At 39.4% G+C, this 22,465-nt stretch carries 26 protein-coding genes and 3 tRNA genes; 24 read left to right on the forward strand and 5 right to left on the reverse strand.

What is annotated here, in order from left to right:
• Nucleotides 1-7: 7 nt before the first annotated feature.
• The 15 genes from A9500_RS06205 to A9500_RS10520 all read left to right on the forward strand — a co-directional run bounded on the left by A9500_RS06205 (nt 8) and on the right by A9500_RS10520 (nt 12,077).
• Complete coding sequence (locus A9500_RS06205) at nt 8-2,119, forward strand: phage tail tape measure protein (RefSeq protein ID WP_065244284.1); 2,112 nt, start codon at nt 8-10, stop codon at nt 2,117-2,119.
• A gap of 3 nt (nt 2,120-2,122) precedes the next feature.
• Nucleotides 2,123-2,458, forward strand: a complete 336-nt coding sequence (locus tag A9500_RS06210) for a DUF2590 family protein (RefSeq protein WP_015979431.1) — start codon at nt 2,123-2,125, stop codon at nt 2,456-2,458.
• Entirely contained in the window at nt 2,451-3,620 is a 1,170-nt protein-coding gene (locus A9500_RS06215) for a baseplate J/gp47 family protein (RefSeq protein WP_065244285.1), read from the forward strand. The genes A9500_RS06210 and A9500_RS06215 overlap by 8 nt, the downstream gene beginning before the upstream one ends.
• A gap of 9 nt (nt 3,621-3,629) precedes the next feature.
• The gene (locus tag A9500_RS06220; protein ID WP_065244286.1) at nt 3,630-4,154 is read left to right on the forward strand and encodes a phage tail protein; all 525 of its coding nucleotides are present in this window, start codon (nt 3,630-3,632) and stop codon (nt 4,152-4,154) included.
• 26 nt (nt 4,155-4,180) lie between these two features.
• Nucleotides 4,181-6,418, forward strand: coding sequence for a phage tail protein (locus A9500_RS10895; RefSeq protein WP_257005681.1), 2,238 nt, complete (start codon nt 4,181-4,183; stop codon nt 6,416-6,418).
• Entirely contained in the window at nt 6,419-7,018 is a 600-nt protein-coding gene (locus tag A9500_RS10900) for a hypothetical protein (RefSeq protein ID WP_257005682.1), read from the forward strand.
• A complete protein-coding gene (locus A9500_RS06235; protein WP_065244287.1) occupies nt 6,997-7,275 on the forward strand; it encodes a DNA helicase UvrD in 279 nt (92 codons plus the stop codon). The genes A9500_RS10900 and A9500_RS06235 overlap by 22 nt, the downstream gene beginning before the upstream one ends.
• The gene (locus tag A9500_RS06240; RefSeq protein ID WP_065244288.1) at nt 7,268-7,609 is read left to right on the forward strand and encodes a hypothetical protein; all 342 of its coding nucleotides are present in this window, start codon (nt 7,268-7,270) and stop codon (nt 7,607-7,609) included. The genes A9500_RS06235 and A9500_RS06240 overlap by 8 nt, the downstream gene beginning before the upstream one ends.
• Complete coding sequence (locus A9500_RS10730) at nt 7,609-7,761, forward strand: hypothetical protein (protein ID WP_179854552.1); 153 nt, start codon at nt 7,609-7,611, stop codon at nt 7,759-7,761. Before A9500_RS06240 ends, A9500_RS10730 begins: the two co-directional genes overlap by 1 nt.
• Nucleotides 7,742-8,107, forward strand: coding sequence for a hypothetical protein (locus A9500_RS06245; protein ID WP_065244289.1), 366 nt, complete (start codon nt 7,742-7,744; stop codon nt 8,105-8,107). The genes A9500_RS10730 and A9500_RS06245 overlap by 20 nt, the downstream gene beginning before the upstream one ends.
• Nucleotides 8,108-8,164: 57 nt before the next feature.
• Nucleotides 8,165-8,932 carry a hypothetical protein gene (locus tag A9500_RS06250; RefSeq protein WP_065244290.1) on the forward strand — a complete coding sequence of 256 codons (768 nt, stop codon included), beginning with the start codon at nt 8,165-8,167 and terminating at the stop codon, nt 8,930-8,932.
• Entirely contained in the window at nt 8,919-9,482 is a 564-nt protein-coding gene (locus A9500_RS06255; protein ID WP_065244291.1) for a hypothetical protein, read from the forward strand. The genes A9500_RS06250 and A9500_RS06255 overlap by 14 nt, the downstream gene beginning before the upstream one ends.
• Nucleotides 9,483-11,084 carry a hypothetical protein gene (locus tag A9500_RS06260; protein WP_065244292.1) on the forward strand — a complete coding sequence of 534 codons (1,602 nt, stop codon included), beginning with the start codon at nt 9,483-9,485 and terminating at the stop codon, nt 11,082-11,084.
• Nucleotides 11,085-11,237: 153 nt separating this feature from the next.
• Nucleotides 11,238-11,522: a hypothetical protein gene (locus A9500_RS06265; RefSeq protein WP_065244293.1), complete on the forward strand. Its 285-nt coding sequence runs from the start codon at nt 11,238-11,240 to the stop codon at nt 11,520-11,522.
• Nucleotides 11,523-11,564: 42 nt separating this feature from the next.
• Complete coding sequence (locus A9500_RS10520; protein WP_083180352.1) at nt 11,565-12,077, forward strand: hypothetical protein; 513 nt, start codon at nt 11,565-11,567, stop codon at nt 12,075-12,077.
• A 597-nt stretch (nt 12,078-12,674) separates the two neighbouring features.
• Here A9500_RS10520 and A9500_RS06275 read toward each other — a convergent pair.
• The 3 genes from A9500_RS06275 to A9500_RS06285 form a co-directional block, all read right to left on the reverse strand.
• A tRNA-Leu gene (locus A9500_RS06275) sits at nt 12,675-12,761 on the reverse strand.
• A gap of 28 nt (nt 12,762-12,789) precedes the next feature.
• Nucleotides 12,790-12,863 (reverse strand) — tRNA-Cys (locus tag A9500_RS06280).
• A 7-nt stretch (nt 12,864-12,870) separates the two neighbouring features.
• Nucleotides 12,871-12,946: transfer RNA gene (locus A9500_RS06285), tRNA-Gly, on the reverse strand.
• A 255-nt stretch (nt 12,947-13,201) separates the two neighbouring features.
• Here A9500_RS06285 and A9500_RS06290 point away from each other — a divergent pair.
• The gene (locus A9500_RS06290; RefSeq protein ID WP_065244294.1) at nt 13,202-14,311 is read left to right on the forward strand and encodes a methionine biosynthesis PLP-dependent protein; all 1,110 of its coding nucleotides are present in this window, start codon (nt 13,202-13,204) and stop codon (nt 14,309-14,311) included.
• Nucleotides 14,312-14,428: 117 nt separating this feature from the next.
• Nucleotides 14,429-14,752 (forward strand): thioredoxin, encoded by a 324-nt coding sequence (gene trxA, locus A9500_RS06295; RefSeq protein WP_049356568.1) that lies wholly within the window; start codon nt 14,429-14,431, stop codon nt 14,750-14,752.
• A gap of 53 nt (nt 14,753-14,805) precedes the next feature.
• Here the strand turns inward: trxA and A9500_RS06300 are convergent, their stop codons facing one another.
• Nucleotides 14,806-15,615 carry a DNA ligase gene (locus A9500_RS06300; RefSeq protein ID WP_065244295.1) on the reverse strand — a complete coding sequence of 270 codons (810 nt, stop codon included), beginning with the start codon at nt 15,613-15,615 and terminating at the stop codon, nt 14,806-14,808.
• Between the two features lie 200 nt (nt 15,616-15,815).
• On the opposite strand from A9500_RS06300, the gene lpcA reads away from it, so the two are divergent.
• The 6 genes from lpcA (at nt 15,816) to A9500_RS06330 (ending at nt 20,207) form a co-directional block, all read left to right on the forward strand.
• Nucleotides 15,816-16,400, forward strand: coding sequence for a D-sedoheptulose 7-phosphate isomerase (gene lpcA, locus A9500_RS06305; protein ID WP_049356571.1), 585 nt, complete (start codon nt 15,816-15,818; stop codon nt 16,398-16,400).
• Nucleotides 16,401-16,549: 149 nt separating this feature from the next.
• A complete protein-coding gene (gene artP, locus A9500_RS06310) occupies nt 16,550-17,287 on the forward strand; it encodes an arginine ABC transporter ATP-binding protein ArtP (RefSeq protein WP_005696556.1) in 738 nt (245 codons plus the stop codon).
• Nucleotides 17,288-17,298: 11 nt separating this feature from the next.
• On the forward strand, nt 17,299-18,018 hold the full coding sequence (locus A9500_RS06315) for a lysine/arginine/ornithine ABC transporter substrate-binding protein (RefSeq protein ID WP_065244296.1): 720 nt from the start codon (nt 17,299-17,301) through the stop codon (nt 18,016-18,018).
• A gap of 3 nt (nt 18,019-18,021) precedes the next feature.
• Entirely contained in the window at nt 18,022-18,693 is a 672-nt protein-coding gene (gene artQ / locus A9500_RS06320) for an arginine ABC transporter permease ArtQ (protein ID WP_065244297.1), read from the forward strand.
• Complete coding sequence (gene artM / locus A9500_RS06325) at nt 18,693-19,376, forward strand: arginine ABC transporter permease ArtM (RefSeq protein ID WP_065244298.1); 684 nt, start codon at nt 18,693-18,695, stop codon at nt 19,374-19,376. The genes artQ and artM overlap by 1 nt, the downstream gene beginning before the upstream one ends.
• A gap of 117 nt (nt 19,377-19,493) precedes the next feature.
• Nucleotides 19,494-20,207 carry an NAD-dependent deacylase gene (locus A9500_RS06330; RefSeq protein WP_065244299.1) on the forward strand — a complete coding sequence of 238 codons (714 nt, stop codon included), beginning with the start codon at nt 19,494-19,496 and terminating at the stop codon, nt 20,205-20,207.
• A gap of 45 nt (nt 20,208-20,252) precedes the next feature.
• Here the strand turns inward: A9500_RS06330 and A9500_RS06335 are convergent, their stop codons facing one another.
• A complete protein-coding gene (locus A9500_RS06335; protein WP_014065022.1) occupies nt 20,253-20,486 on the reverse strand; it encodes a zinc ribbon domain-containing protein in 234 nt (77 codons plus the stop codon).
• A gap of 200 nt (nt 20,487-20,686) precedes the next feature.
• On the opposite strand from A9500_RS06335, the gene A9500_RS06340 reads away from it, so the two are divergent.
• Nucleotides 20,687-22,261: a carbon starvation protein A gene (locus tag A9500_RS06340; RefSeq protein ID WP_065244300.1), complete on the forward strand. Its 1,575-nt coding sequence runs from the start codon at nt 20,687-20,689 to the stop codon at nt 22,259-22,261.
• Nucleotides 22,262-22,465: the final 204 nt, after the last annotated feature.

A 22,465-nucleotide genomic window follows, 5' to 3' on the forward strand; every position in this document is an offset into this window, starting at 1 on the left:
TTAAATAATGGCAATTCAGGGGCTTGAGTACATCATCAGCTTAAATGATCAGCTTTCCGCACCACTTAAAGGCGTGATGAAAACCATTGATGATTTAGGCAAACGTGGTGAAGATGCGATGCGCCGAATTGGTTTAGGCGCAGCAGGTGTTATCGCCACGGGTGCAGCGATGAAAAACGCCCTAGATCCTGCCATTGATTTTACGCGTGCATTGAATGAAGTTAAAGCCACTGGGCGAGATCAAACGGGTTTAGATAAAATCACTGATTTCGCCCTTGATTTTTCCGCCACTTATGGGGGCGCAGCAACGGACGTAGTGAATTCTACAAATGAAATTGCGCGCGCCATTGATGGTTTAAATGACAGTGAACTCATCGCCTTTTCCAGAGGGTCTAACATCCTTGCAAAAGCCACTGGATCAGATGTTAAAGCCATGGGGTCGTATATTTCCCAGCTATACGGAATTTTTGGTGATGAGGCGGCCAAAATTGGTAAAGAAAAATGGGTTGAACAAATTTCAGCACAAGCCACTGTGACTGCGAATAAATTCAAGTCATCTGGCGAATCATTAATGCAGGCTTACACAAATTTAGGTTCGTCAGCGAAAGACCACGGCATTAAAACTGCAGAGCAATTTGCCGTTATTGGTAACTTGCAAAATGTATTTGAAGGCGGATTGGCCGGTACAAAATACGCTGCCTTTTTAAGTGGCGCGGTAAAAGCACAATCAAAACTGGGTTTATCTTTCCTCGATTCTCAAGGCAAGATGTTGCCTATGATTGATATTTTGGAAAAAATCAAAGGCAAGTATGGTGAGTTAAATTCCGAAAATCTTTATGAACTGCAAAAAGCCTTCGGTACGAAAGAGGCGGCACAAGTGATCAACAATCTTCTACCGAAGATTGATTCACTCAAAGCGGATATTGCAGAAATCGACAAAATGAAAACCCTTGATGATGCCATGGCTATATCAAAAACTGTGACAGATTCGTGGATGCGTTTTCAGGCTATTTTTCAAAACATTAAAATTGCCATTGGCACACAGATTCTTGCAAAACTTGAGCCTGTGATGAATCGTCTTGCTGACATGGGGCAAGAATTTACAAATTGGTTGCGGACTTACAAGAATATTGCCCGTTGGATTGGCTATGCCGTGGGGGCATTAATTGGATTCACCGGTTTAACAGCCGCACTTACCTTGATGAGTGGTATTGTTTCGGCAATTGGTGTGGCATTTTCTTTCTTAGTCAGCCCAGTTATGTTAGTCGTAAGTGCTGTGATTGGGTTAGGTATTGTAATTTATAAATTCCGTTCTCAATTTATGGCATTTATAGCTGGCTTTATCGAAGGATTTAAAATGGCTGGCGTATCTTTCGCGCCGTTGTTTTCTGCCTTTGAGATTGTATGGAGTGCATTGCAACGCATCGGCTCAACTATTGGGCAAATTATTGGCTTATTCGGTAGTGCATCCGATTCGGCATATAGTTTCCAACAATTCGGCGTAGATATGGGCTATGCGTTAGGTACCGTATTTAATATCGTGCTTAATGCCGTGGAATTAGTCGCTCGTTCCTTCGGGTTTATGGCAGATGTGTTTGCTATTTCTATCGGTGCAATGATTGACGGATGGAATGCGATAACCGCACTTTGGGACAGTAACAAACCAATTGAAAGTTTCTTAAATATCGCATCGGAGTTGGGAAAGATTTTCTCAAGAGCTTTTAAAGGTATTGTAAATGCATTTACGGATGTCATTAATTTCATTATTGAAAAAGCGAACAATTTGCCAGGTATCAATATTCCGTTGATCCCTAAATGGGAAGACAGCGCTTTACCAATGAAGGGTAGTGCGACAGCTGTCGGTGCATCAATCGGTGCGCAAGCGTTACAAATGCAAAATCAAATTGGGACGTTGAATACCACATCGCCAAAATTTGAATTGAGCGAGCAAACGAAACCGCAATTTACCAAAATGCCAAGCGGATCGGTCAGCAAAGCTATTACACAAAACCAACAAACCACGAAAACGATTAATTACGGCGGTGTCACCATCAATAGCAATGATGGAAATAAAGTATGGCAAGAAATGCGCAATCGTGAACAGTTGGCCGCGGGGTGATAAATGGAAAAGCTTTATCTTGATTTATTGATTACAGGAGAAGACATTACGCTAGATAGCGGCAATCAGCCGTTAATTTGCGATAACCGAATATCTATTGCGCAAGATATTAAACACGCCATTTTAGAAAGTGGATTGGCGACACAACTTATCGCAGAGCGTTCGCGCATTTTACGTCGCGATATTATTTTGCAAATGGTGTTATTGGTTGAAGAAGATGTGCGCTTGATTCCAGGTACCGTTTCCATTAGCGAAGAACGTTTAGGACAGTTATTTATTACCGCTGAAACTTATGAATTTGGGCGACTTGATGAATTGGAGTTACGTTTAAATGAGTGAAAATTTTAAACAAATGTTAGCTGAAAGCGGATTGCCCACAGAAGAAACGCAAATCCGTCAAGAATTTGAACGCTTAACCGCAGAAGAAGGATTGATTACTAACACAAGCAGAATGAGTCCATTCTGGCGATTAATCACTGCCATTGCTGTTAAGCCTGTGAAGTGGCTGACAGATCATTTAATCGCTGAAATTCTTCCGAATTTATTTGTAAAAACTGCAAAAGATAGTTGGTTACAAATTCAAGCGTGGGCAGTGGGTTTAGATTTTAAAGCAGCAACAAAAGCAGAAGGGGTTGTGCATTTTACAAAAGAAAGCGATGTGACCGATCTTACCATTAAAGCAGGCACAGTGATTCAAACGGAACGTATTAATGATGTGATTTTCCGTTTGATGGTGACGAAAGATACCCTTATTCCTAAAGGTGTGTTGCGTGCGCCAGTGCCAGTAATCGCAGAGCAGGCTGGCGCAAATTTCAATTTGGCTGCAGGTTATTACCGTATTTTGCCAGAATCTATCGCAGGGGTAAGTGCGGTAGAAAATTTAGAAAATTGGCTCACCTCACCAGGCGCAGATCGTGAAACAAATGACGAGTTACGAGAACGCTATCGTACGCAGTTTTCCAGCGTTGGACAGCATCATATTGACAGCGTTTACAAAGGCATGATCGCCAAAGTTGCCGCCTTATCGGTGGACAGAATTTATTTTAAACACGATGCGCCACGTGGGCCAGGTACGGCAAACGCTTATTTGTTATTAGACACAGGCGTAACCAGTCAGCCCTTTATTGATAAAGTCAATCGACATGTGCGTGATGAGGGTTTTCACGGCCACGGTGATGATTTGATTTGCTACGCCATGCCGGAAACTAAACATAATTTAACGTGCGCCATTTACTTCCAACCATCTATTTTTGTCGGCGATGTGCGTAAACAAGAAATCGTGCAACAAGTGGAAAATATGATCCGCTGCGCATTTCGCGAAAATAATAATTATGGTGTAACAAGGACTTACCCTTTTAGCCGTTTTAGCTGGTCGAAATTAGGCGAGGAAATCCACGACAAGATCAGCGAAATTTCCTCTATCGTGTGGGGGCAAAGTGACATTCAAAGCGATTTATCTATTCCGCGTATTCAGCAGTTATCTGTCACAGTCCAAAAGTAAGGGGCAAAAATGAAAATAAAATTGCCCTTCTGGATGGATAAAGGTGAACTTAACAAAGTCGCCGTGCTGTTTGGCAAATGGTGGGATTACGTTTTAAGTGCGGTCAAATTTCCTTTCAATATTTTAGATGAAGAACACTGCAGTGAACGCATTTTAAATTTAATCGCCTATCAACGCGACGTAGAACGATTTGAGGGCGAGCCGTTAGAACTCTTCCGCAAGCGTGTGAAATATGCCTTTTTAAATGCGAAAGATGCGGGCAGTAAAGCGGGCTTTATCCGCATTTTTGAACGCTTAGGCATTGGCTACGTAGAAATTGAAGAACGGTTCGATAGGGAAAATTGGGATGTGATCAAAATTCGAATCAGTGATTCCCAGTTAGCGAAGAAAACAGAATTACTCAATTTGATCATTCGAAAATATGGCCGCACTTGTCGCCGTTACACCTTTGAAGTGATTACGAAAGAAAGCGTGACGATTCACCATGGCGAATTTAATCACGATTATCAAAGTTTTTATGTAAAAGTAAACTGATAATAACAACAATAAGAGGTTTATTTATGGCTAGTTTAATTACGCCACAATTTGAACGCTACGTTGCAGAACAAACTATTGCACGTGGCACAGTGCAGTTTGATGAATTTATTTTCGCCAATATTCCAGGGTTAAATGAGAACAATCTTGCGCAATATCTCACTATGCCAACATCGGCACAAATTGTACACCGCCAAGCGGTATCACAAAGTGGCGTGATTAATGAAAATGCCGTTGTGTATTCGGTGACGATTGGAACAGAAGTAGGCGATTTTGATTTTAATTTCATCGGTTTGATCAATAAATCAAAAAATATGCTTGCCGTTGCCGTACAAACTGCACCGGTGAAAAAAACACGCAATAAAAATGCCGTGCAAGGCAACAGCATTACGCGCAACATCCTTTTGGAGTTTTCAGGTGCAAAAGCCTTAACCGGCATTAATGTGAACGCAAACACATGGCAAATTGATTTTACTGTGCGCTTACATGGACTTGATGAAAAAATCCGTTTAACCAATCGTGATCTGTATGGCAGAGCAGTATTTTTCGATGATAGTTTTCTGGTTAAACGTAAAACAGGCAATCAATTTACTATTCAACCAGGCAATGCTTATGTTGAAGGTGTTCGTATGGATTTATCCGTACTTTATAACCTCACAGCAAACAATTTGCCATGTTCAGTTTACGCCGATCTAGTGCATCATTGCACCGTAACGGGAGAATACCAAACCGAAATTAAGTATCTCACGCAATCAAAAGCGGATTATGTAGATACTGCAAGCCGCCAACATTATGTACAAATTCTGGCGGATATTGACAGCCAAGGCAATGTGACAGATCGCCGCTTGCTTTCGCCGTTTTTGGGTATGAATCCGCTTACATTAGATGACACAACCGAAAATACCAAAGATAAACGGGGTCATACGCACAAGTTACCTATCGCAAGTTTAGTTAAAAAGGGGATTGTAAAATTATTTTCAGGCTATGATTCAGATGCCGAAGATATGGCTGCAACCCCGAAAGCAATTAAAGGCTTAAAAGCATTAATTGATGCAATTACGCGTAATTTGGGTAATTACATTCCAAACAGTAAAAAATCCTCTGCGGTAAATAGTAATAGTGCAGAAACCGTCGCAACCAGTGCAGCGGCCAAAACCGCTTATGATAAAGGTGCGGAAGCCAAAACGGCAGCGGATAAAGCAAACCAAAATGCTGAAGGTCGAGTACCGAAAACAGGTGACACTACTATAAACGGTACATTGAGGGCTAAAAATATATCTGGGGGATGGAGCGCTTATCAATTTGAGACATCACAGGGTTATTGGCAGTTAGAGGCACACCCAAATTCGCACGAAGCGGCTAATCGTCGTTTTAATATGATGTTTATCCCTAATATAGGCGATCGTGTCTATCTATCATTCCCCGCACTAGGAAATAACGGCGAAGTTGTTGCCTATCAAAGCTGGGCGATAAATAAAGCTGGTGATTCTATGACTGGCATTTTGTATTCCGTCGGCATCTCATCTAAACATTATGGGTATGGTAACTATGCTAATCAATATACCAGCGGCGCACCGTTTTTAGTTAATGCCGAGGGATCTCAAGATCGTGATACATATCATCCATTTGTTAAAGGGTTGGTGCGGTCAAAAGGACGTTATGGCGCTGGATTTTCGTTCGGTTACACGACCAAGCAAGGCGCTGGCGATGGATTCGGCAGAGGGATAATTAACCTTATCGAAGATAATGGGACAAGTAAAAACTGGAGCTTCGAACACAGTGGAGATTTTGTCTCGCCAGGAGACGTAAAAACATCATTGGGGAAATCTTTAAATAATGCAATCTACAAAGATGAAGGAACTCATGACATTGCACTATCTTGGGTTTCAGATGGATTAAAAGTCCGTCTAGATAAAACTGATTTGGGGCGAGTCGCCTTTAAACATGATATAGCTAAGGAGCAACTTGTCTGGCAAGGTGAAATGCGTAATGAGCTCACCGTGACTTTACCTGTTGATAGAGGAATCCTTTTTGTCTGTGTTACAAAATCATGGGGGGCAGGAACTATCGTTGATATGTGGTTATCTGCACCGATAGAACATTGTAATAATACACGAATAGGTGACCAAGATGCAGGTGGCTCAGCAGGTGACTATAACTTTTCTATGGCGATTAAATTAACCAGAAATGGAAGAAATTTAACCCTTACACCAGAAAATGCAAGGAAGCCTATTATTAAGAAAATTGTAGTAGTGGGGGCCTAAATGAAAGCTTGGTTTTTAAAGACTGATATTAGTCAATATGTGATTTTTCCAGAACCGGAAGATAAAACAAAATATCACGAAATTGAAATAGCAAATATCGAGGAATTGATAAATAAAAAATTAGTTAAGAGCAATGGCAAAATGATTTTAGTCAATGCTCCAGAGAGCGAGTTTTATGAGTGGAATGGAAAAGATTGGGAAATTCCTCAAGAAAAACTGACCGTACTTTTTACACAACAAAAAGAAGGCTTACTCAATAAGTTAGCGGACAAAGCTGACCAACTTAAAAATAGCCTACTGGCAGGGTATCCACAGACGGAAATTGAAAGTTTTTACCGTCAAGAAAAAGAGGCTCTCGCATGGCAAGCCGACCACAACACCCCTACACCGATGCTTTCACAAATTGCTCGTGTACGTGGTGTACCACTGGATATGCTAATTAGCAAAGTGATTGAAAAATCCGCTCAGTTTGCTGTGGCGATTGGAATCATTATTGGGCAACGTCAGGCATTTGAAGACCGCTTGGTCGCTTTAAAAACGCCCGATGATTTAACCGCACTTGAACAGGAGATTGAACAATGGCAATTCCAAACAAATTAAAACGCTATGGCTATCACGTGGTCATTGCCATAGACCAACTGTTTAACGCCTTAACAGGTGGCGCAGCAGATGAAACTCTTTCCAGCCGCACTTATCGAGGCGCGGTATTCGCGGAAAACCCGAAAAAACGCTGGCGTGTGTTGTATCGTGTCATCAACGGCATTTTTTTTGACCGCAATCACTGTAAAATGGCCTATGAAAGCGAGATTTCAGGCAAACAACATGATGAACGCTTTAAGGCGGTGCAGCGTGGGTGAGATTATTTTTAACTGGATTCGCGGCGATGACGAAGCAGAAACCCTCGTTTTTACTGAAGAAAACGGCGAACCCTTAGATTTTACAGGCAGTCGGTTTGATTGCGATATCGTGCCCTTATGGAGTGCAAGCGAGAAGATTCATCTATCGACGGACAACCAAGGCATTCTTATCAGTGGAAATGAAGTCAGCCTCATTATCGCCCATGAACAGACAGAAAATGTAACGTGGAAAGAGGCAAGATTTGACCTGCAACAAACCACGCCAGACGGCAAAATTAAAACGTGGTGTAACGGCAAAGTGCGGTTACAACACGATATTACGCGGAGAGTATGATGCAAACTATCCAAGTAAAACCCAAACAAACCGTGCAAATCCAGGTTAAGCCTTGTGTAAAGCTGGCAAGCCTTGCACTGTTTGATAAAGCACTTTTAACAATTTACAACCAAGCTAAAGAGGACTACAAAAATGGAAAAATTAGAAATTAACCAACAAGACCAAGCTTTTATCTATCAACTTGGAAAAGACATTGCCCACTTACAAGAGACGGTGGCAGCCTTACAAGTCTCCGCTACCGCTCAACAGGGGACAAAAACCCAATGGGTGCAGAAAGTGACGTTAAAACCGGGGTCAACCGAATCTCAGATAATAAATGTGAAAGTTAATCCTGAATTAGTGGGGAAAGGGGGTATGGCATTATTTGCCAACGCTACTATGGAAAACGCCTATTTCAAAGAAATTTACGAAATGCCTGCGGATGCATCATATTTCCCAATTTATCTCATTGCGTTTGTAGACCCTGCACAGGTGGATTTTGTGAGTGAGGTGGGTTAGAGATTCTTTCATTCTTAATTATCATAATATTGAATCATTAATATCGTAGATTTTTATATGTGGAAACAACAAAAACTAAAATTATCCCCACAGGCAAAAACAACATTACAAAACGCACAAAAGGGGATTATTTCCCCTTTTTCGCTATCTGTAAGTGGTACTAAGTTAGGTGTGCATAATTGGTCGCACGGCATCAAAGAAAAATCAAATCACTATTTGTCACCCGAAAATGCCGTGAAAGCACTAGCGGCAAAGTTGGTTGATTATGCCGATCCGAATCGCCCTAAAGGTGTGCAGGATGTCGTGGTCATTATGGTGACAAGTAGCAATATTGATCAGTTTATTGCAGAGTTGGAAAAAGTGCGTGAGCTATTGCCAGAGCCAACATTTAAGCAAGCGCTAGACTATGCGAAATCAAGTAAAGATTTACAAGAAACAAAAATGATAAAAACGCCAACTATGGCAAGTCCATCATTTTCCAATAGTGCCGATATTACGCCAAGTTCAGCCCGCACGATGCAAAGTATTTTACGCAATGCGACATCTGCAGCGGTTGCTGCGCAAACTAAAGATCCGATGGCGATGATAGAAGCGTTAAAGGCCGCTAAAAAAGAACGCGATAAAGCCAATAATGAAAAAGTCGAAAAAATGCTGAACACATCGGCGAATGTGTATGCGTTTTCCGTTTCGGATTATCTCGAAGTGGCGGAAACAAAAATCAAATTGAATGTGCCTACAGCGGGTAATGTGTTTACTGCTTGTGTGATGTTTATTGGCACAGATTTAACCAATATTAGAGGAATGTTGCAAAATGCCGAAACGTAATCCCAGTGTACAACTTGCACTAAATGGCACGCCAATTTATTTAAACAATATTTTAATGTCGGTTTCAGTCAAACGCGAAGAAAAAGACATGAGCGGTCAAAAATCCAGTACAAAAAAATCAGATAAAGGCGTAAAAGCTAAAGAATTAAACGTTACTGGATTTATCCCATACAGTCAAAAAGAATGGCTCACCAAATTATTTAACTTAGCAGAATCTGAAGACGGCAAAGGCGAGCAAAGCAAATACCGTGTGTCTTGTACCATTGCCGAGGCGGTGAATATGCGAGAAGTACAATTTAGTGGCGAAGTGTCAGCAATAGAACAAAGCGGACAATTAGGGTGGGCTATATCATTCACCTTGCGCGAAGTTAATTCAGTGGCCGAGAAAAAAGACCAACGCAAGAAAAAACCGAAAGCCAAGGCACAAGGTGAAAAAGCACCAACAGCGAATAAAAGTGCGGGTGAAAATTCGGGGAAATCTGGAGAAGAAAATAAGTCGGACGAAAGAAAAGGCTGGGCAAAAGATTTAGATGATTGGATTGGTTCATAAATGAAAATTATAAAAACATGCATTATCGATGATGAAGAATTGGAACTTGCTGATGAACTTATCGTTTTAGAACTTAATAATACAGGGCGTGGATTTGTCACGGTTCGCACAGATAAAGATTGTATCGGCAAAAGCGCAGTTTTTGAGATGGGAGAATATGATCACTATTACAAATGGTTTGACGGTATTGTTGAGCGTGAACAAAGTGCGGAAAACGGCTATAAAAAATTATTTATTCGCGAAAAAGTGGCCGTGTTTGAAAAGCCGTTAAATTGCTCTCATCGCCATATTACTTTGCGCGATTTATGCGCGTGGATTACAAGCCAAACAAAAATCCCAGTAAAGGTGCCGCAAGTGGATTATGCGGATACGCCGATTTCGTTATTCACTCATAATGGCAGTGGTTATCAGCTTTTAGCCAATATTGGGCGACAATATCAAATAGCAGATTATATGTGGCAACAATCGCCAGACGGTTCTTTGTTTGTTGGTTCGCATAAAGATTCACGCTGGGCAGGCAAGAATATTGAGTTTGACGAAAGCATGACATTAACAAGCGGTAGCAATGATATGACAATTCCTATCACAGCCGCTATTCGACCTGGTGCAATCATTAATGGCAATAAAATTCAGAAAGTGGAATTGCATGGCGATGATTATGTACTTTCGTGGGAAAATCTAGGCAAAGACGGCAAGCCCGAACAAAAAAGCCCAGAACGCCGACAAATGGAAAAAACATTCCCGGAACTGGCGGGCGGGTATCATTTGCCGAAGTATGCGAAAGTAGTTGGTATTGCAGATCCATCAAGCGGTGGCGATATTTCCGATCCGTTCCGTCCAAAGTATGCCGTTGAGCTGCAGCTACTGGACGAAAACGGAAACGAGGATAAAACTGTGCCGGTTTATCCTGCAGTACCGTTACCTGTAACAAGTACAGGTTCACAAGGCGGAGATTTTGCTTTTCCTGAAGTGGGAACGATGGTTGAAGTAGGTTTCGCTTATGGGCGAAGCGATCAGCCTTTTGTACGCACTATGTTAGCGCAAGGAAAAACAGTACCGAGTATTGCACCTGGAGAACAACTCAAACAGCAACGCCCCGAAGTGTATGAACGCACCGATGCTGCAGGCAATAAGATTCGCGAAACCGATCAGAAGATTACAGATAAATCATTTGAACGCTATATCGAAACCGACAGCGAAGTAAAACAAATTGGCACGTCAAATGTGACGATTGATTCTGATAAAACTGAAACTATTGGCGGAAATAAAACTGTTAGCGTGTTGGGCAGTATCAATGACACGACAGCAAGTAATCGAACTGTAGGGACAGGTGGCACGCTACAAGAAAAAATAGTCGGATTGGCTCAACGTGTTTCAGACGAAAAGAATAAATTTGTGGCGCCGCTAAGTTATATGGGTACTGAAGGGCAAAACATATTTAGACTTTTGGAAGATACCATTCAACTATTAGGCGAGGTGGCAAGCACAGTGGCAACTCATACTCATAGAGGATCGCCACCGCCAGATCAAGCAAGCACATTCAACCAGCAGGCGAACAAAGCAAAAGTAATCAAAGGTAAACTCACGCCGATTATTGAATAACATATTTACATTTAAACAAAGCGGTCTATTGACCGCTATTTTTTTTGAAAATTTATAAAAAAATGCTTGCATTTAAATTTAAATTGTCCTATTATTAGGACGTAGAAAGGAAGCCCACAGGGGGCGCCTGAAATAAGCCTAAAGGAGGCAATTATGACAACTCAAACTATCCAAATCAAAAAACCTCAATTAATCGGTTCAGAAAAACAAATCAAATGGGCTAATGATATTATTGATAATATCATTAAAATCCTTGGTGAAATTGAAATCCCTCAAGGCGCAACCGCAGAACAAATTGCGCACGTACAAAAAATTATTGATACATTCTTTGGCCGTCAAGAATCTTGGGTTTGGATTGATAAATATAGTCGCTTTACAAGTACAACTCCAAAACAAACAATCTTTGCAGTCGTGATGGTTGATGGCGGAAAAAAATAATAACAAGCCTCGAAAGAGGCTTTATTTTAAGGAGAATCAAAAATGAATTATAAAGAAATCATGTATTCAATAGGGCAATTAGTTCGCTGCGTTTATGGCGTTGATATTCCGGTAAATATTCAAAACACTATCATTCGGTTTCCAGCAAAAGGAATCGGATTAATGAATCAACGTGGAGATATAATTAAATCAAATTCACAAGATGAAATTATGCGTTTGATGGATAAGATACCTAGTGACTTAACCGACCCTAAAGACAAAATGGGTTTTGATGCGCAAGGCTCGTTTTGGTTAGGATATTATCACTATGCAAAATTGACGGATGACATCAAAAATTATGGAGCAGATGAATTAGCCGAATGCGGGAAGGCACTTTATGGCGACCAATGGCAAACAAACCTCGCAAAAGAACTAGGGTTATCAGATGCGCGTAGAATAAGATTTTGGCTAACAAATGAAAGAAAAATACCAACAGGGGTTTGGGCTGATATTTTTGTACTTCTAAATAAGAAGAAAATGAAGATTGAAACTATCATCAATAAAGTTTCAGTATGATTTCAAAGGCGGGATTCTCCCGCTTTTTTTATTTCAACGAAATCAATTTCGTCGGCATTTATCACGTAAAATCTAAGTTATTGTTTAAAAAATAAATTTACTCAATAAACCATATCAAAAGAATCTCACGGAATTTTTTCACGTAAAAATACAAGGCACGGAAAATCCACTTCCTCCCCCGCCGAATTTGCGTTAAAAATTTACATTTTTTCAGTTAATTTTCAGCTGGTAGAATTAGGTAAGTAGTTGAAGTAAAAGAGATCATTTTACTGAAAGAATAGAGATCTTAACTGTAAAATTTACGGGGTTTTACAGTGTTTTTCACTTAAAAGAGATCTTTAAATTGATATAGAGTTTTTTAACTATATGATTTTCATTATATTTATAAGTTTTACGTGGGATTTTTTTAGAGAAAACTGTTTCAGTTAAAAGCTCTGGCGATCATCGCCACAGGATAAAATATAATAGCAATAACTAAATAAAATCTGCTGCCAGTTTATCGCCACTTAACCGCCAGTATTAAAAATTAGGTGTGAATTTTTGATATAAAAAAAGCCGCTTAGTGCGACTATCTTTTTGATTTTTAATTGTTTTTAATGGTGCCCGAAGCCAGACTTGAACTGGCACGCCTCGAAAGGCGAGGGATTTTAAATCCCTTGTGTCTACCGATTCCACCACTCGGGCATTGAGTGATTAACTAACTGCGTGGTTATGGAGGCGTGTCCCGGAGTCGAACCGAGCTACATGGATTTGCAATCCAGTGCATAACCGCTTTGCTAACACGCCGTTAGTTTGGAGCGGGAAACGAGGCTCGAACTCGCGACCCCGACCTTGGCAAGGTCGTGCTCTACCAACTGAGCTATTCCCGCATACGCTGTTAGTGCGGTGCATTTTACGGGAATTTAAAATTCTGTCAATCGAAGATCTTAAAAAAAAATTCAAATGTTGAAAAAATCTTCGTTTCGGTTGAAATTACAGCAAAATTTAGCACAAGAATATAATTTTTACAGAGTTTTCAATTTCTACTTTTATCATGAGAGGCTTTATGACAAAATTGGAACGTTTTGCTCGCCATTAAATAAAGAAAAGTGCGGTCAAGTTTTTGCATGTTTTAGAGGTAAATTATGACACAACAATATTCTATCGATACATTATTAGCCCAAGCGGGGAATCGCAGTGATGAGCGCACAGGTGCGGTTTCAACACCAATTTATCTTTCAACAGCTTATGGCCATCATGGGATTGGTGAAAGTACTGGCTTTGATTATACCCGCACGAAAAACCCAACGCGTAGTGTTTTGGAAGATACAGTTGCAAAATTAGAGAATGGTGACCGTGGTTTTGCTTTTGCTTCAGGTATGGCGGCAATTCAAGTGCTGATGAACCTATTTAAAGGCCCTGATGAATGGATTGTATCAAGTGATGTATATGGTGGAACTTATCGTTTATTAGATTTTGCCTATAAAAATAACAACAGCGTAAAACCCGTTTATGTGAATACCGCTTCTTTAGCTGAAATTGAAGCCGCGATTACAGCGAATACAAAAGCGATTTTTATTGAAACCCCATCGAATCCATTAATGGAAGAGTGTGATGTGGCAGAAATTGCGAAATTAGCGAAAAAACACAACTTGTTAATGATTGTGGATAATACCTTCTTAACCCCAGTGCTATCTCGTCCATTAGATTTAGGCGCAGATATTGTCATTCATAGCGGTACAAAATATATTGCGGGTCATAATGATAGTTTAGTGGGCTTGATTATTGCGAAAGGACAAGAGCTTTGTGATCGTATCGCCTATATTCAAAATGGTGCAGGTGCCGTACTTTCGCCATTTGATTCTTGGTTAACCGTGCGTGGTATGAAAACCCTTTCATTACGTATGAAACGCCATCAAGATAATGCGAAGGCGATTGCAGAATTTTTACGTCAACAGCCACAAATTGATAGTGTGTTATATCCAAACAAAGGCGGTATGCTATCTTTCCGTTTGAAAGATGAAAATTGGGTAAATACTTTCTTGAAATCAATTAAATTGATTACCTTTGCTGAAAGTCTAGGGGGAACAGAAAGCTTTATTACCTATCCTGCAACCCAAACTCATATGGATATTCCAGAAGCAGAACGCGTCGCTCGTGGTATTACAAACACATTATTGCGTTTTTCTGTTGGTTTAGAAGATGTGGAAGACATCAAAGCCGATTTATTACAGGCGTTTGCACAACTTAAATAATTAGTTTTTATCAATCGGACTAATCTGTGCAATTCAATATGCCTTGTGCTATTATGCATAACATCAATTAACGTTAGGTGTTGATTCGTCAGCACCTTATTAAATAAGGAAACAAAAATGAGCGAAGTATTACATATTAATGATGCAGATTTTGAAACTGCCGTTGTGCAATCTGATATCCCAGTATTAGTGGATTTCTGGGCACCTTGGTGTGGTCCTTGCAAAATGATTGCGCCAATTTTAGATGAAATTGCACCTGAATTTGCAGGTAAAGCAAAAATCGTTAAAATCAACGTCGATGACAACCAATTAGTTGCAGGTCAATTTGGTATACGTAGTATCCCAACTTTACTACTTTTCAAAAATGGCCAACTTGTTGCAACACAAGTCGGTGCGTTACCAAAAAATCAATTAGCGGCGTTTATTAATCAACACCTATAATTGAGTTATTAAACATAAAGAGCGGTCAAAAATAGTGATGTTTTTGACCGCTCTTATTTTTTCTCTCGCCAATAAGTGGCAAAACGAGGTTTTCCTGAATTAGTTAATCCACGATATTTATAGGTGATTGTGGAGCCAATAGGTGGTGGATTTTCGCGCTCACTCAGATTAAATCCTGAACCAATTTTGAATTTTCCACGATGATTTTCACAGGTGAGCGATCCGAGTATATTCTCAAATTGTCCTTTCCCTTTGTGATGTGCTATCACTGTGCACTCTTCATCATAAGTGCTTTTTAACTTTAAAATTTGTGTACTGCGTTTTCTTTCGTAAGGCGCATTAGGATTACGTAATACAATCCCTTCACCTTTTTTCGCTTCCACTTCATACAAATACTCGAATAAATGTGTTTTATCTCGTATCGGAATTTGCGGAATAATCTTGATATAAGGTGTAGGGTGATCTTTCAAATAATCTTCTAAGGTTTTGAGACGTTCAAAGAGATTGCCTGATGCATTAGGCACATCGAAAACATAAAGTATCAATTTTGTCCAATTATCATCTTTAAAGGATTTCGTGATAGAGGCAATCTCTTCAAATTGATTACGTTCACTAAATATCTCACCATCAATGGCAAAAGGCGGAAATTGAGCGGTAAAATAGGTAGGCGCGGGCAAGGGGAGTCCTTGACGACTTAATAATGTTTTGCCATCCCAATAACCTCGTACCCCATCTAATTTTTCAGACATTACCCAACCTTGAATATCTTGGTTCTCATAGGTGCTTAATAGCATTAAATCACGCTCATTCGCCCAGGTTATTTGGCTGAATAGGAGGCAAAGTAATAAGTAAATCGCTCTCATGATGTTTCCTTTTTAAATTTATTGAGTTTAAAAAGTGCGGTCATTTTTTACAGCGTTTTTAATTGAATCTGTGATTCGTATCGCAAAATAATGAGAAGTAAGCTGAAAAATAGAGAGATAAGAAAGAGCTGTGGATTATTTGAAATGAACGCTATACAATGCCAACGCGATTTCGAATTTTAATTTTTAAGGAGAATAAAATGTATTTTGATCAAATTAAAGCTGAGCTTGTGGAAGCACAAGACGTACTAAATAAGTTTGTTTCAGATGATAACAACATCAAACTCATTGAAAAAGCGGCTAAATTGTTAGCAGAAAGCTTTAAAAATGGCGGAAAAGTATTATCTTGCGGTAATGGTGGTTCTCACTGTGATGCTATGCATTTTGCTGAAGAACTAACTGGTCGTTATCGTGAAAATCGTCCTGGTTATCCTGCAATTGCGATTTCTGATGTAAGTCATTTAAGCTGTGTAAGTAATGACTTTGGTTATGAATATGTATTCTCTCGCTTTGTTGAGGCCGTGGGTAAAGAAGGCGACGTTTTATTTGGATTATCGACATCGGGCAATTCTAAAAATATCTTAAATGCGATTGATGCCGCGAAAGCAAAAGGCATGAAAGTGATTGCGATGACAGGTAAAGATGGCGGTAAAATGGCAGGCTTAGCGGATGTTGAAATTCGTGTGCCACACTTTGGTTATGCAGATCGTATTCAAGAAATTCACATCAAAGTGATCCATATTTTAATGATGCTAGTTGAATTTGAAATGGCGAAAGAGGCTTAATACGCGATAAGTGCGGTTTAAAATTCAATGATTTAAAGATCCCAAAAAGTTTTTTGGGATTTTTTATAAAAAATGCTTGCATAAATAATCACTAAAAAGTAATATTTATTCATTCTTACAAGTCAATCAAGGACAGCAGTAAACTTAAAATGGCGATTAGTGTTAAAAATTTGAATTTCTTTTATGGTTCATCACAGGCATTGTTTGATATCAATCTTGATGCACAGGAAGGCGATACTGTGGTGTTACTCGGGCCAAGTGGTGCTGGGAAAAGTACGTTAATCCGTACACTAAATTTATTAGAAGTGCCAACTTCTGGTGAATTGCATATTGCGAATAACCATTTTGATTTATCTCAAGCGAATAATAATCCGAAAGCTATTCGTCAACTTCGTCAAGATGTAGGCATGGTATTTCAGCAATACAATCTTTGGCCACATTTAACAGTGATTGAAAACCTAATTGAAGCGCCGAAAAAAGTGTTAGGCATTAGCGAGGAAGAAGCGAAAAAAGATGCATTAGAACTTTTAAAACGTTTACGTTTGGAAGAGCATGCCGATCGTTTCCCGCTTCACTTATCTGGCGGTCAGCAACAACGTGTTGCCATTGCTCGTGCATTAATGATGAAACCGCAAGTGTTGTTGTTTGATGAACCAACGGCAGCACTGGATCCTGAGATTACAGCTCAAGTTGTTGATATCATTAAAGAACTTCAACAAACAGGCATTACTCAAGTGATTGTAACCCACGAAGTGAACGTGGCACAAAAAGTGGCGACAAAGGTCGTTTATATGGAACAAGGTAAGATTATTGAAATGGGCAGTGCAGATTGCTTTGATAATCCCAAAACCGAACAATTTAAACAATATCTTTCACACTCAGAATAAGGAAACACAACATGAAAAAATTACTTTTAAGCGCAATGTTAATGGGCTCAGCTTTTGTTGCGAATGCACAAGAAATCACTTTCGCGATGGAGCCGAGCTACCCACCATTTGAAACAACGAATGAAAAAGGCGAAATTATCGGTTTTGATGTGGATGTCGCGAATGCAATTTGTAAGGAAATTCAAGCAACTTGTCACTTTAAAAGCCAAGCATTTGATGCGTTAATTCCAGGCTTAAAATCTAAACGTTTTGATGCTTCAATTTCTGCGATTGATATTACGGAAGCGCGCGCAAAACAAGTGGCTTTCTCTAATGCTTACTATGATAGTTCAGCAAGCTATGTAGCTTTAAAAGGTAAAGCAGATTTAGCTTCAGCAAAAACAGTTGGTGTTCAAAACGGAACAACATTCCAACAATATACTGCTGCAGAAAGCAAACAATATAATGCAAAAGCTTATGCCAGCCTTCAAGATGCGATCTTAGACTTAAAAAATGGTCGTATTGATATCATCTTCGGTGATACCGCCGTATTGTCTGATATGATTTCTAAAGAGCCTGAAATTCAATTTGTAGGCGACAAAGTGACCGACAAAAAATATTTCGGTAACGGTTTAGGTATCGCGGTGAATAAATCAAGTAAAGAATTGCTAGAAAGCTTAAATAAAGGTTTAGAAACCGTGAAAGCAAATGGTGAATACCAAAAAATCTATGACAAATGGATGACAAAATAATCTATGTTTTATGATTATCTTACATTAATTGGACATGCAGCCCTAATGACCTTAGGGCTTGCTATTTGCTCGTTAATTGTCGGCTTATTGCTCAGTATTATTTTTACTGCCTTAGAAGCGAATAAATATGTCTTTATTGCAAAACCAGCTTCTGTTGTGATTGCTTTATTGCGTGGTTTACCGGAAATCTTGGTGGTTCTACTGATTTATTTTGGTTCAACCCAAGTAGTAGAAATGCTGACAGGGGAGTATATCGAATTCAGCGCCTTTGGTTGTGGTGTATTTGCATTGTCTTTGATTTTTGCCTCTTATGCTTCACAAACCTTACGTGGTGCGATTCAAGCCATTCCAAAAGGGCAGTGGGAATCAGGTGCGGCGTTAGGCTTAAGCCGTCCTTATACCTTCATCAATTTAATTATGCCACAAGTGTGGCGACATGCTTTACCGGGCTTAAGCAATCAATGGCTCGTGTTATTAAAAGATACCGCGCTGGTGTCATTAATCGGGGTAGATGATTTAATGCGTCAAGCAGGATACATCAATACGAATACTCATGAGCCTTTTACTTGGTATGGTATTGCTGCGTTAATTTATTTGGTGATTACGTTGATCAGCCAAGCGGGGATTCGCAAATTAGAATTACGTTTCACTCGATTTGAACGGGGAGTCGAATAATGTTTCAAGAGTATTTAGCAGTAATTGCTCAAGGTATTCCGACTAGCCTGTTGCTTACAGTTGTGTCTTTGTTTATTGCCTTTTTCTTAGCATTAGGGCTAACCTTCTTGCTTTCTATTGGCAATAAATTGGTGAAAAGTGCGGTCAATTTGTTCCTTGTTTTATTTACAGGGACCCCGCTTTTAGTGCAATTTTTCTTGATTTATGCAGGCCCTGGTCAATTCCAATGGTTGGTGGACAGTCCATTATGGGGATTATTTTCCAATGCATGGTTCTGTGCTGCATTAGCTTTGGCTTTGAATAGTGCGGCTTATTCAACTCAATTATTCCATGGGGCAGTAAAAGCGATCTCTAAAGGTCAATGGGAAAGCTGTGCGGCATTAGGACTAAGTCGTATGCAGACTTTAAAAATTCTCATTCCTTATGCGTTAAAACGCGCACTCCCTTCTTATACCAATGAAATTATTTTGGTATTTAAAGGTACAGCATTGGCCTCTACCATTACGATCATGGATATCATGGGATATGCTCGCCAACTTTACGGTACTGAATATGATGCACTCACTATCTACGGTATTGCAGGCGGTATTTATCTCATTATTACCGGTATTGCCACTTTATTACTCCGTCAGTTAGAAAATAAAGTGTTGTCATTCGAACGTATTGATACCGCCAAGGTATAAAGTGCGGTCAAAAATAGAAACTAATCGGGCAGTTTAAAAATTGCCCGATTTTTTATTATAAATGCGAAGTAAATCTGTTTTTCAGTACTTATAATATAAAGTACTGAGGAGGATATTATGAAACCTATTTGTGTCGTATTAACAGGCGCAGGAATTAGTGCCGAAAGTGGTATTCCTACATTTAGAGCGGAAGATGGTTTATGGGCAGGGCATAAAGTTGAAGAAGTCTGTACGCCTGAAGCCTTGCAAAAGAATCGTGCAAAAGTATTAGATTTCTACAACCAACGACGAAAAAATGCGGCTGCAGCTAAGCCAAATGCTGCACATATCGCCTTAGTTGAATTAGAAAAAGCCTATGATGTGAGAATTATCACGCAAAATGTGGATGATTTACATGAACGAGCAGGAAGTTCGAATGTTTTACACTTACATGGTGAACTGAATAAAGCCCGTAGTAGTTTTGATGAAAGTTATATTGTGGATTGTTTTGTCGATCAGAAATTGGAAGATAAAGATCCTAACGGTCATCCAATGCGCCCATATATTGTTTTTTTCGGTGAAATGGTGCCGATGTTAGAACGTGCAGTGGATATCGTAGAGCAAGCGGATGTCGTGTTAGTGATTGGTACTTCTTTGCAAGTGTATCCTGCGAATGGTTTAGTTAATGAAGCGCCAAGCAAAGCGCCAATTTACTTAATCGATCCAAATCCCAATACAGGATTTGTTCGTAAGCAAGTCATCACAATAAAAGAAAAAGCAGGGAAGGGCGTACCGAAGGTAGTGAGCGTATTGTTAGATAAAATAAACGATTCACCTATATCTAAGCAATAAAGATGGAGTACGGTCAAAATTTTCATTATTTTTTGACCGCACTTTTTATTCTCCTGTCAGCCAACTTGCGAGCAAAATAACGATAGTGAAAATAGCGAACCAAATAAGGTGAAGTTTAGTGCTTTTTCGATTAATTTCGGCATTATGTTGGCGTCGTTCTTCGAGTTTTTGTTTGTAAATCTCAAGATCTTCTTCTTTAAAAGAAAAACCACAATTTGGACAAAATTGAGCGGATTCGCTGATTTTTTTACGACATTCAGGGCAGCGAGTAAGAGCCATTTATGATCCTTTTTTAATTATTTGAATTTATGAGCTTATTGTAAGTGAAAAAAGCGTAATGATAAACGTGATATAGATCACAAATTTGAAACATTGTAAAAATTAAAATTTTGATTTTGAGAATTTTAACTTAGAATACCGCCGACGAAGTCTAGTATATGACTAAATTTCGGTATTCATTTATTCCTGAGGAGTATTTTATGTTGTGGTTTTTCTTCTGCGTGGCGTTATTGCTTGCAGGTTATTTCTTTTATAGTCGTGTAATTGAGCGCATTTTTGTGATCAATCCAAATCGTCAAACGCCAGCGTATACCATGAATGATGGCGTTGACTATATGCCAATGTCTAAAACTAAGATTTGGTTAATTCAATTATTAAATATTGCAGGTACAGGCCCAATCTTTGGTCCGATTCTTGGTGCGTTATACGGACCAGTTGCTATGCTTTGGATTGTGGTTGGTTGTATCTTTGCGGGTGCGGTACACGATTATTTCTGTGGAATGTTAAGTGTGCGTAATGGCGGTGCATCTATGCCTAACCTCGCAGGTAAATACTTAGGTCGTCCAGTTAAAGCATTCATTAACGTATTAGCTGTTGTGCTTTTATTGTTAGTAGGTGTGGTATTCGTTGCAAGTCCAGCTCAATTAATGGGTACGATTACAATGGATGTGTTCGGTGCTGCATCAGGTAGCATTTCTATTAGCAATGCGGAAGAAATCCATCAAGTAGCTGAAGCAGGTGGTATTACCGTTTGGGGTATGGATAAAGCGACTGTTATCAGTGTTTGGACTGCTATCATTTTCATTTACTATATTCTTGCGACATTACTTCCGGTTGATAAAATCATCGGTCGTATCTACCCATTCTTCGGTGCATTATTACTCTTTATGTCTGTAGGTATGGTATATGGTTTAGTAAGTGCAGATCTTAGCTCAGCAGACCCAATTTCTTTCTATCGTTCTGTGGACGGTATGTCTTTTGAGAAATTCTTCCAAAACTTTGAAACCCGTGCGGATTTACCATTATGGCCACTCTTGTTCTTAACAATATCTTGTGGTGCATTATCTGGTTTCCACGCAACACAAAGCCCGTTAATGGCACGTTGTACTGAAAACGAAAAAGAAGGACGTTTCATTTTCTACGGTGCGATGATCGGTGAAGGTGTGATTGCGTTAGTATGGTGTGCAGTTGGTTTAAGTTTCTATGATTCTTTACCAGATTTATTAGCAGCGATTAAAGCAGGTTCTCCTTCTAAAGTGGTTTATGACTCTTCTATCCACTTCTTAGGTCTTGTTGGTGGTATTTTTGCAGTGTTAGGTGTGGTTGTTCTTCCAATTACATCAGGCGATACAGCATTCCGTGCGGCACGTCTTGTTATTGCAGAATTTTTCCATTTAGAACAAAAAACCTTAGCTAAACGTTTAATTATTGCTGTGCCATTATTCGTGGTTGGTTATATCGTATCAAAAGTGGATTTCTCTATCTTATGGCGTTACTTCACTTGGGCGAACCAAACTACTGCGATGGTTATGTTATGGACTGCAGCTGCGTATTTATATCGCTATAATAAATTCCACTGGATATGTACAATCCCTGCGGCATTTATCAGTACCGTATGTTTTACTTACCTTGCATACAACAAAATCGGTTTTGGTTTAGACTATCAATTATCTGTTTATATCGGCTTAGGCTTAACAGTACTTTGTTTAGTTTTATTCTTCACACAGCTTAAACCATTAGGTGATCGTGACGAAGAAGCGTATGTAAATAATTAATTCATAAAATCTCATTTTATAAAACCGTTTGAATTGATGTTCGAACGGTTTTTTATCTATAATTTTTATGTTTCTTTACATTTCCTTATATTCCTTTACATTTCTTTTCTTGTTTTGAAGAGTAAATGATAGGATAATTCAAAAACTTTTATAACCTAGGATTTTAATCTGTGAGAACATTTGACAAGCAAGCAAGCAAGCAAG

Origin of the sequence: Haemophilus sp. CCUG 60358 (assembly GCF_001679485.1) — a bacterium.
Taxonomy (GTDB): Bacteria; Pseudomonadota; Gammaproteobacteria; order Enterobacterales; family Pasteurellaceae; genus Haemophilus_D.